Here is a 9720-nt window from a genome sequence, read left to right as displayed (position 1 = left end):
GCGTGCAGATGAGCCCCTTGGCATACGTCGCCATGAAGTTGATGTCCTGCGGCGTGACCGTTTCCGCGGCGACAATCAGGTCGCCCTCATTCTCACGGTCCTCATCGTCGACGACAACGACCATTTTGCCGTTCTTGATATCCTCGATGGCCTGTTCCACCGTTGCAAAGTCTGACATATTGTTCACTCCAATTCTTAGATTCTATCTATCGTTTTCTTTATTGTATTGTCCTATATAATAAGGAAGCTTTTTGCTCAAAAACCGTTCTCGAGCAGGAAGGCCCGCGTGAGTTTTGACGCGGCAGCCTCTTTGGGCTGTCCTGCCGCTGCGGGCAGGTACGAACCCTGCATCATCTTCTCGACGTATTTGCCGATGATGTCGTTCTCAATGTTCAGCAGGCTGCCCTTCTTCTTCGTGCCGAGATTCGTGACCTCGCGCGAATGCGGAATCAGCGAAACGGTAAAGTCCGTATCCGTGACTTCGGCCACGGTCAGGCTGATGCCGTCGAGAGCCACCGAGCCCTTTTCGACGATGCCGCGCAGAATGGCAGGCTCCGCCGTCACTTTCATGAGAATGGCATTGCCCTCTTCCTTCAGCGAGACAATCGTGCCCGTGCCATCGATATGGCCGCTGACGATATGGCCGCCGAGCCTCGAGGAAAGCGTCAGCGCGCGCTCGAGATTGACGGGACTGCCCTGACGCAGCTCCGAAAGCGACGTGCGTCTTACGGTCTCCGGCATGACATCGGCCGTGAAATGGCGGCTGTCAAAGGACGTGACCGTCAGGCAGATGCCGTTTACGGAGATGCTGTCGCCGACCTGCACATCCGTCAGGACTTTCTTCGCACCGATGACGAGACTGCCGCCGCCGATACGTTCCACCGTGCCGAGTTCTTCTATGATTCCTGTAAACATATCTACTCCTCTCCGAAACAAGACCATGATTCATGCGAAAGTCAATGTTTCGTATAAGCGGTGAGCAGGATATCGCCGTCAATGGTCTCGACCTTGACATCGCGAAGTGTCACAGCATCATGGAGCGAGGCAAAGCCCTCGCCCTCGACCGGGGTCAAAGCCTCACTGCCGCCGATGATTTTCGGCGCGATAAAGGCGTAGACCTTGTCGACGAGGCCGGCCTGCAGCAAAGAAAAATTGATGCGGCCGCCGCCCTCGACAAAGACGGAGCAGATTTCCTTCTGGCCGAGCTGCTGCATGAGGTCCCGCAGGTCGACATGCTCACCAGCCCCCGCCGTGATGACCTCTGCCCCCGCGTTTTCGAGGGCCTTGATGCGCTCCATCGGGGCCTGTTCCGTCACAGCGATGATGGTCCGCGCCTTGCCGTCGGTCACGACTTTGGCCGTGAGCGGCGTGCGCGCCTGACTGTCGACAATGATGCGCACGGGGTTTTTGCCCGTGTGGTCCGGCAGCCGCGTCGTCAGGCTCGGGTCATCGCGCAGCACCGTGCCGATGCCGACGAGGATGCCGTCGTAGATGTCGCGGTATTCATGAACGCGCAGCCTTGAGGCCTCGTTCGTAATCCACTGGGACTCGCCCGTGTACGTCGCAATCTTGCCGTCAAGCGTCATGGCCGTTTTCAGAACGACAAACGGCATCTTATGAGGAATCCACTTGAGGAACACCTCATTGAGCCGGCGCGCTTCTTCTTCCAGCACGCCGCACTTGACTTCGACACCGGCTTCTTCGAGAATCTCGATGCCGCGGCCTGATACCAGCGGGTTCGGGTCCTTCATCGCGATGACCACACGCTTGATGCCGGCTTCCGCCACGGCCTTGGCACAGGGGCCCGTGCGGCCATAGTGCGAACACGGCTCCAGCGTCACATAGAGCGTCGCGCCCTTTGCGAGGTCCCCGGCCATGCGCAGCGCGTGGACTTCCGCGTGCGGCGTGCCGGCTTTCCTGTGCCAGCCGGCCGCGATGATGCGTCCGTCACGCACGATAACCGCACCGACCATGGGGTTCGGCGACGTGCGTCCCTCCGCGTTGCGCGCCAGCGCCAATGCCTCGCGCATAAAATCTTCATCCTGCATTCTTCATCACCTCAGAATTCCTGTTATTGGATGAATCTGCTTATGAGACTCGAGAAAACAAAAAGCCGCCAGCAAAGATATCCAATCTTTGCCGACGGCTTCACTACATGCCAGTAACACGTACATGCCTTTTCTCATCCCGACTATACGGTCGGCTCCGGAATCTCACCGGATCATGCCCCAGAAGTCCAGGGCTCGCGGGCTCTACCGCCGGTGGGGAAATGCTCCCCGCCTCAAAGACAAATCTCTATTGCTTATGATAGCACAGTTCCCCGCCTCTGTCTACCCATAAGAGAGCTGCTTGACAGATGACGGGGAACTCATAAATTTATTTGTGGCGTTTTACACTGCCATCAGGCGCTTTTTTTCGGCAGGACGGCATGGCCACCCGCGCAGTGCCCGCTGCAGGCTGCACAGTTGCCGCCGCAGCAGTCCTCGCGTCCCATGCGGAAATTGCGATAGACATGACGCAGAGCGTAATAGAGCCCCACCGTGATGATTGCTCCTACAATAAAGGTTGCCATAAGAATCCCTCCTAACGAAATCATTATATCATATTTTTATGCTTCAGACATCGTACCGCGGCTTATTCAAAGCCCAGCAGACGGCCGATCTGATAGACGAGCAGCGAAACGAACCAGGCAATGGCGAACATGTAGATGGCCGAGAAGGCAACCCACTTCCAGCCGCCGGCTTCTTTCTTGATGGTGCCGAGGGCCGTGACGCACGGCGTGTAAAGCTGCGAGAAGACCATGAAAGCAAAGGCCGAAAGACTCGTAAAAGCCGTAGCCATGCCCGTCTGCATCATCGTCGTAGCCGTATCTGCGGCATCCTCTGCCTCGGTCGAAACATCGCCGGCACCATAGAGGATACCGATGGTTGCAACAACCGTCTCTTTCGCCATGATGCCGGAAAGAACAGCAGCGCCGGCTTCCCAAGTATTGAAGCCCTGGAAGACGAAGAGATTGGACATCCAGCTGCCGACCATGGCGAGGATGGAATCTTCAATCTCGCACGGGCCGCTGAAGTTGTAGTTGGACATAACCCAGAGAAGAACGGATGCGGCGAAGATAATCGTACCAGCTTTGATGAGGTAGCCCTTGCCCTTATCCCAAGTCTCAAGCAGGACCGTCTTCATATCCGGCACGCGGTACGGCGGCAGCTCGAGCAGGAACGTCGAACCCTTGTCCTTGAAAATTGTGGAGCCGAGGCCCTTGGCGACGACAATGGCCATGACCATGCCGATGACGTACATCGCAAAGACGACATTCGCGGCATTGTCCGGGAAGAACATCGCGGCAAACAGCGCCATGATTGGCAGCTTCGCACCGCAGGTCAAAAACGGCGTGACGAGGATGGAAATCATGCGGTCCTTCTCAGAATCGAGAGCACGCGCACCCATGATGGCCGGTACACCGCAGCCAAAGCCCATCATCAGCGGCATGACGCCTTTGCCCGTCAGGCCGCAGCGGCGCATGATCGGGTCCATGATGAAGGCGATGCGGGCCATGTAGCCCGTGCCGTCAAGGAAGGACAGGCAGAAGAACAGGACAAAAATCAGCGGTACGAACGTCAGGACGGCACCGACACCGGAGATGATGCCATCGCAGACGAGCGAGACCATCCAGTCAGCCACACCGGCATACGTGAGGAAGTCCGTCATGAAATCAACAAAATCCGTATTGATAGCATCGTCGAGGAAATCGGCGATTGGCTGGCCGATCCACGTGAACGTGATCTGGAAGACCGCATAGAGGATCAGCAGGAAAATCGGCAGGGCGAGGAAGCCGTTGGCAAGATAATGGTCAATCTTTTCGGAGGTGGACTGGCCGACATTGCCCATGTCGACGGCCTGTGCCATGATTTTATCAATCAGAGCATAGCGTGCCTCGATGATGGCCTCGTCTTTTTCGTTCTCGGATTTGCTGCTGGCCTTGATGGCATTGACCTTATCGATGTGCTCCTGCACCTGCGGGCTCACATGATAGTTGGCCATGACCGTGCTCGTGAAGACATCGAGCAGCTTCTTCGTGCTCTTGCTGCTGCGGCCGACGGTCTCGACAACCGGCATGCCGATGGCTTCTTCCAGCTTCTTCGTGTCGATCTTGACGCCGCGGCGTTTGGCATCGTCCTGCATGTTGAGGTCGATAAGAAGCGGAATGCCCTGCTCCAAGAGCTGTACCGTCAAAAAGAGGTTGCGTTCGATGTTGGAACTGTCGACAACGTCCATGACGAGGTCGAGTTTGTTGTTCATGAGATAATCAATGACGATTTTCTCTTCCGGGCTGCGCGCGTTGACACTGTATGTGCCCGGCAGGTCGACGATGGAAATCGCGCGGTCTTTATAGCGCGTGTAACCGACTTTTTTATCGACCGTGACGCCCGGCCAGTTGCCGATTTTCTGGCGTGCGCCCGTGAGCTCATTGAAAATAGTGGATTTACCGGTATTCGGATTGCCGGTCAATGCTACTGCTAATGTTGACATAAGTGAAAAATACGTCTCCTTTCGCTGCTTCCTTCCCCTGACAAAACTTCAGGGATTCAGCCTTGCTGCTTTGTACCGTTTCTCCAGTGGTCAGCCGACCTGCTGAACTTCGATGTTTTCTGCATCTTCCTTGCGCAGGGCAAGGTTATACGAACGAACGCCAATGGCGATAGGGTCGCCGAGCGGAGCCGAACGCAGTACTTTGACTTTTGTGCCCGGAATCAGGCCCATCGTCATCATGCGCTGTTTCAGATCCGATTCATTGATCTTGACGATCTTCAGCGTCATGCCGGTTTTCCCGTCTTTCAGTGTCAAATCAAAACGCCTCCTGAATGAATAAACATGATAATGAGATTATTTCTTATGTGACTATGATAGCCTATCTCATTCTCATATGTCAAGACAGTTTCGTATCTTTTTGATAAAAAATTTCAATCGCATTATAAAATTGAACACTTTCATACAGATAAATAAAGAATGCACTCTGCTTTCCTATTTTTTCTTCCTGTCTTTTCACCGCACTGCACCTTGCTGCCAATAAAAAAGGGGCTTCCGCAAAGACACGGAAAACCCTAAAAGTTCATTTCAAAAAAGGCTTCTTTTTATTTTTCATCGTATCGACCAATCCAGTCGGCGAGAGCACGGTATGCCCCTGCTCATTCACGAAACGCTCTGCCCGGACGCCAAATACATCGGCGAGCAGTCCGACCGAGATGACTTTGTCAGGCCTGCCCTGACTGACGACACGGTGATTCGCCAGCACGACTGCCTCATCGGCGTACTGCAGGGCGTGGTTGATGTCGTGCAGCACCATGATGACCGTCATGCCATAGCGTTCATTGACTTCCCGGATGATCTGCATGACCTCAAGCTGATGCGCAATGTCAAGATACGTCGTCGGCTCGTCGAGCAGCAAAATCTCAGGCTGCTGCGCGAGGGCCATCGCGAGAAAAGCGCGCTGACGCTCGCCGCCTGAAAGGGACGCGACCTGCCGCGATTCAAAATCCTTGACCTGCGTGACTTTCATGGCCCACTCCACGGCCTTGCGGTCGTCTTGGGGATTCCCCGCGCGGAAGTACGAGCGGTACGGGAAACGGCCATAATCCACAAGGCGCCTTACCGTCGTATCCGGCGGTGCCGCAGCGCCCTGAGGCAGCACGGCAAGATTTTGTGCCAGTTTCTGCCGCCCGATGGCCTGAATATCCTGGTCATCGAGCAGGATTTTTCCCTGTGATGGCTTAATGAGACCCGCAAGCAGGCGCAGCAGTGTCGACTTGCCCGCCCCGTTCGGCCCGATAATGGCCGTGCGCTTCCCTTCGGGAAACGTCAGGGAAATATCCCTGAGAATCTCCTTCCCTTCTATCTGATACGAAAGATGCTCTGCCGAAAGTCTCATAGCTGCCTCCTCAAAAGGAACAGGAAAAACGGCGCGCCGAGGGCCGCCATGATGATGCCGACGGGCAGCTCTATGGGCGCAAAGGCCACGCGCGCAAACGTATCGCTGTACATGAGCACGGCTGCACCCAAAAGAGCCGAGGCCGGCAGCAGCACGCGGCAGTCGGAACCGACGAGCAGCCTTGCCATATGCGGCACAATGAGCCCGACAAAGCCGAGAAGGCCGACGACGGAGACGGCACTGGCCGCGAGCAGAGCCGCGACGGCCGTCAAAAGGAGCCTTGTGAGCTCGACGCGCAGGCCAAGGCTTTTGGCCATCTCATCGCCGAGCTGCAGGATATTGAGGTGGCGCGCCGCGAGCAGCGCCAAAATGCCGCCCGCGAGCGTATAGGGCCAGAGCATGGCAACATGCGGCCAGCTGCGTGCCGAAAGGCCGCCGACCATCCACAAAAGAGCGCTGTGCACGCGGTCGCTGTAGAGAATCATCAGGGCCGAAATGCCCGCGCCGAGAAACGCGGAGACAGCCACGCCGGCGAGTATAATGCGGATGGGCTGGATGCCGTTTTTCCACGCGAGCAGGTAGATGAGCATGGCCGCACCCATTGCGCCGAGAAACGCCGCCGGCGTGACAAGAGCCGTATAAGCAGGAAAAAGCAGCAGGACAATGATGCCCATGAGTCCTGCGCCTGACGAAATACCGATGATGTGAGGATCGGCCAGAGGATTCTTCATGATGGCCTGCAATATGGCGCCCGAAAGTGCGAGGTCGATGCCGACAAGTGCGGCGACGATGGTGCGCGGCAGCCGGATGTTCATGAGAATCTGCGCGTGCGTGCCGGCCTGCCCGCCTGCAAGGGCAGACAATATCTCTGCAGCAGGAATCTCTACCGAACCCAGCATAATGCTGACAAGCCCGCCCGTCAAAAACAGCACGGCAAAAAGCACAAAACAGATGACAAGTTTCCCTGCCTGCCGCCTTCTGCCTGCTTCTGCCGTCCTTCTCATTTGCGAAATCTCCCTGCTCACTTATTGAAGGCCTCCGGATAGAGGCATTTGGCCATCGTTTCAACGGCTTCCGGATAGTGGATGCCCGGACTCAGCAAAAAGAGGTCCTGCGGCAGATAGTAGACGCGGCCGTTTTTGACAGCTTCGACTGTCTGCCAAGCCGGATTTTCCTGCATCGTCTTATCCATGCCGGCTTTGGCCTCTTCGATTTTGCCCATGCTCGTCACGAAGATGACTTCCGGATTCTGCTCGACGAGCGTTTCCATACTGTAGGGCGCGGCGTCCGGATTTTTCTCAAGCGGCGTCATGCCCGAGGCGACATTGTCCCAGCCGAGCATTTTGGCCGTGCAGCCGGCAATGCTGCCATCGAGCTGTATGGTCAGGCCTTGATTCGTGCTGTGAATAATCGAAACGCGGTGTTTGTCGGCAGGAATCTTCGCCTTGATATCCGCAATCTTCTGGTCCATCGAAGCGATGAGGTCCTCGCCCTTCTGCTCTTCGCCCGTAATCTTGGCCATGGCGCGAATTTCATCCTTGACGTCGTCGTAGCTCTTCATGTCGAGCACGACGGTCTTGATGCCGTTTTCTTCCAATGTATTGACGAGCTTCTCGTTCATGCCTTTGTTGACGATGACGAGGTCCGGTTCACACGCGAGCACTTTCTCGACATCAATCTGGTAGACTTTGCCGACGCTCATTTTGTCTTTGGCATAGTCCGGCATCTTCGTCTTGGAGTCCGGCCGTCCGACGACGTCGCCGCCGACTTCATGCAAGGGCTCGAGAAACGAGGCCGAAGTCACGACGATGCGCTCCGGCTTTTTTGCAAGCACGACATCGCGGCCCATGGCATCGTGAATGACGGCAAAATGTTCCTGACTGGCTGTGCCTGAGCCCTGCGAGGTATTCTGCTGACTGCCGCAGCCTGCAAAAGACACGAGCAGTAAAAGCAGCATACTGATACTTGTGAGACATTTCAACATGGCTGTCCGTCTCATGATAATCCTCCTTCAGCTCTCATGCTTTATCTTCATCCTGCTGCGAAACGTTTCGCCGCGTCAGGATGGTCGAGAGATAGTTGAGTTTTTCGTCCTGATGATGTTCAAGGCTGTGCAGCACGCGTTCGCCGTCAAGGCCGGCGCGGCTCACAAGCACGGCATGTTCAAGCAGGTCCTGTCCTTTGAGCATCCCTACGACATCCTTAAAGTTCTTATAGACCTTCATCAGGACCACATTATCGGAGACAGCCATGGCCTGTTGGATTTTTTCCGGCTTGGCTGTAGCGGGAATGATGGAAAGGATATCATTCCCTTCGACAATCGGCACACCGCTTTTGCTCGCAATCGCCGCAAAGGCCGGCACGCCCGGAATCGTCTCAATCTGGACATCTTCGTGTTCCAGCAGACGATAAACGTAAATATACGTACTGAAAAACATCGGGTCGCCAAGGGTCAAAAACGCCACATTTTTGCCCTGATGCAAAAGCGCTAGAATCTCTGCCTTATTGTGTTCCCAAGCTCCCGTATCCTCAGCGAAATCCCGGACCATCGGAAATACCTGATAGACAATCTCGATGTCCTCTTTCAGATAGGGCCGCGCAATCGAGAGCGCCACACTGCCGTCCTTTTTCTCCGTCTTCGGTGCAATCAGCACATCTGCCTGACGGATGGCCTTGATGGCCTTGACGGTCAAAAGCTCCGGGTCGCCCGGTCCGACGCCAATACCAAAAAAAATCCCGTTCGTCATCGCAAATATCCTCCTAACATGTCAACCAGTCCTTTCTATAGACCAAATAAGAAACTATACGCCTGCAGGGGCAGGCTCTTTTTCATCGTACCCTTTTCCAAAAAGACTGTCAATAAAAACAGCACAGGCTTTCTCCCCGCCCTGCCATGAATTTTTCTTCCCTTGCTGTAATGCCGTAAATAGAAAAGGCCCTGCACCCGTAATTGGATGCAGGACCTTCTATCATAAGAACATCACCATGAAGTTTTGTTGTCTCGCTTGCGAATTATCCAAGGAGTCTTCTTGCCTTGTCGATGTAAATTGCACGGAAATACGGCGACTCGCCGAGTCCCTGCACGATGGTGCTGACGGCAAAGCCGGCCTGCGTAAGGCGGGACTTCCATGAAGTCTCGTCCTCGCCGGCCAAATCCCGTTCGACATGCATGCCGGCCGTCAGCAGCAGCGGTGCCAGGAGAACTTTTTGGGCTCTGCGGGCCTGCAGTCTCTTCAGCACCATCGCAAAGTCCGGCGTGTCCGTCGATTCGAGCACGCCGACGTGGATGGGCAGTCCCTGCGCGTCGATTTCCCGCTGCAGGCGCTCGTAGACGGGATTGTGCCGGTGCGGCGAACCGTGTCCGAGGAGCACGAGGTCCGTGCCGCGCGGCAGGAAAATGCTTTGGCAGATAGCTAAGAGATTTTTCGCGTAATCTTCTTCACGTACAAAGGCGGGTTCCCCGACGATGAGACGCTTGAAGCGGTCCTTGTAGGACGGCACGACGGCGAGGACTTTTTGCTCGTATTCTTCCCCCGGCGTCATATACGTCGGCTGCACGAGCACCTCCTCCATGCCTTCTTCCGCGAGGCGTTCAAGGGCTTCTGTAAGCGAATCGATATGAATGCCGCGTTTTGCAAGGGCTTTGCGAATAAAGACGGACGTATAGGCCTGACAAATGACAGCTTCTGGAAATTCCGCCTTAAAGTCCTCTGCAAGGGCATCGAGCGTAAGCCGGCGCGAATCATCGTGAGACGCGCCAAAGCTCACGAGCAGAACAGCGCGTTTCATAC

The 9720-nt window shown here is 55.6% G+C and carries 11 protein-coding genes and 1 riboswitch; all 11 genes read right to left on the bottom strand.

Features of this window, described 5'->3' with window-relative positions; all coding sequences use genetic code 11:
- On the bottom strand, positions 1–178 hold a 178-nt coding region (locus ACI4OH_RS02555; RefSeq protein WP_439784103.1), incomplete at its 3' end, for a 3,4-dihydroxy-2-butanone-4-phosphate synthase.
- Positions 179–255: 77 nt separating this feature from the next.
- Positions 256–915, bottom strand: a complete 660-nt coding sequence (locus ACI4OH_RS02550; RefSeq protein WP_439784101.1) for a riboflavin synthase — start codon at positions 913–915, stop codon at positions 256–258.
- A gap of 41 nt (positions 916–956) precedes the next feature.
- Positions 957–2048, bottom strand: coding sequence for a bifunctional diaminohydroxyphosphoribosylaminopyrimidine deaminase/5-amino-6-(5-phosphoribosylamino)uracil reductase RibD (ribD, locus tag ACI4OH_RS02545; RefSeq protein ID WP_439784100.1), 1092 nt, complete (start codon positions 2046–2048; stop codon positions 957–959).
- A 122-nt stretch (positions 2049–2170) separates the two neighbouring features.
- Positions 2171–2293, bottom strand: a riboswitch (FMN riboswitch).
- 108 nt (positions 2294–2401) lie between these two features.
- Positions 2402–2572, bottom strand: coding sequence for a FeoB-associated Cys-rich membrane protein (locus tag ACI4OH_RS02540; RefSeq protein ID WP_439784099.1), 171 nt, complete (start codon positions 2570–2572; stop codon positions 2402–2404).
- 62 nt (positions 2573–2634) lie between these two features.
- A complete protein-coding gene (gene feoB, locus ACI4OH_RS02535; RefSeq protein ID WP_439784098.1) occupies positions 2635–4533 on the bottom strand; it encodes a ferrous iron transport protein B in 1899 nt (632 codons plus the stop codon).
- A 90-nt stretch (positions 4534–4623) separates the two neighbouring features.
- Complete coding sequence (locus tag ACI4OH_RS02530) at positions 4624–4848, bottom strand: FeoA family protein (RefSeq protein WP_439784097.1); 225 nt, start codon at positions 4846–4848, stop codon at positions 4624–4626.
- A gap of 265 nt (positions 4849–5113) precedes the next feature.
- Entirely contained in the window at positions 5114–5929 is an 816-nt protein-coding gene (locus ACI4OH_RS02525) for an ABC transporter ATP-binding protein (RefSeq protein WP_435721216.1), read from the bottom strand.
- Positions 5926–6933 carry a FecCD family ABC transporter permease gene (locus ACI4OH_RS02520; RefSeq protein WP_435721217.1) on the bottom strand — a complete coding sequence of 336 codons (1008 nt, stop codon included), beginning with the start codon at positions 6931–6933 and terminating at the stop codon, positions 5926–5928. Before ACI4OH_RS02520 ends, ACI4OH_RS02525 begins: the two co-directional genes overlap by 4 nt.
- Before the next feature lie 17 nt (positions 6934–6950).
- A complete protein-coding gene (locus tag ACI4OH_RS02515) occupies positions 6951–7928 on the bottom strand; it encodes an ABC transporter substrate-binding protein (RefSeq protein ID WP_435721218.1) in 978 nt (325 codons plus the stop codon).
- 19 nt (positions 7929–7947) lie between these two features.
- Positions 7948–8676 (bottom strand): precorrin-2 C(20)-methyltransferase, encoded by a 729-nt coding sequence (cobI, locus tag ACI4OH_RS02510; protein WP_435721219.1) that lies wholly within the window; start codon positions 8674–8676, stop codon positions 7948–7950.
- Positions 8677–8941: 265 nt separating this feature from the next.
- Positions 8942–9718 (bottom strand): sirohydrochlorin cobaltochelatase, encoded by a 777-nt coding sequence (locus tag ACI4OH_RS02505; RefSeq protein WP_439784096.1) that lies wholly within the window; start codon positions 9716–9718, stop codon positions 8942–8944.
- Between the last annotated feature and the right edge of the window lie 2 nt (positions 9719–9720).

The organism is Mitsuokella apri (assembly GCF_051886055.1).
Lineage (GTDB): Bacteria > Bacillota > Negativicutes > Selenomonadales > Selenomonadaceae > Mitsuokella.
The sequence above is the reverse complement of the archived record's forward strand: the minus strand, read 5'-3'. Positions and strand labels throughout refer to the sequence as shown.

What these genes read in the sequence shown, in the direction of transcription:
- feoB (WP_439784098.1), bottom strand. Translation starts at nt 4,533, where the DNA reads ATGTCAACATTAGCAGTAGCATTGACCGGCAATCCGAATACCGGTAAA.
- ACI4OH_RS02540 (WP_439784099.1), bottom strand. Translation starts at nt 2,572, where the DNA reads ATGGCAACCTTTATTGTAGGAGCAATCATCACGGTGGGGCTCTATTAC.
- cobI (WP_435721219.1), bottom strand. Translation starts at nt 8,676, where the DNA reads ATGACGAACGGGATTTTTTTTGGTATTGGCGTCGGACCGGGCGACCCG.
- ACI4OH_RS02550 (WP_439784101.1), bottom strand. Translation starts at nt 915, where the DNA reads ATGTTTACAGGAATCATAGAAGAACTCGGCACGGTGGAACGTATCGGC.
- ACI4OH_RS02520 (WP_435721217.1), bottom strand. Translation starts at nt 6,933, where the DNA reads ATGAGAAGGACGGCAGAAGCAGGCAGAAGGCGGCAGGCAGGGAAACTT.
- ACI4OH_RS02505 (WP_439784096.1), bottom strand. Translation starts at nt 9,718, where the DNA reads ATGAAACGCGCTGTTCTGCTCGTGAGCTTTGGCGCGTCTCACGATGAT.
- ribD (WP_439784100.1), bottom strand. Translation starts at nt 2,048, where the DNA reads ATGCAGGATGAAGATTTTATGCGCGAGGCATTGGCGCTGGCGCGCAAC.
- ACI4OH_RS02515 (WP_435721218.1), bottom strand. Translation starts at nt 7,928, where the DNA reads ATGAGACGGACAGCCATGTTGAAATGTCTCACAAGTATCAGTATGCTG.
- ACI4OH_RS02525 (WP_435721216.1), bottom strand. Translation starts at nt 5,929, where the DNA reads ATGAGACTTTCGGCAGAGCATCTTTCGTATCAGATAGAAGGGAAGGAG.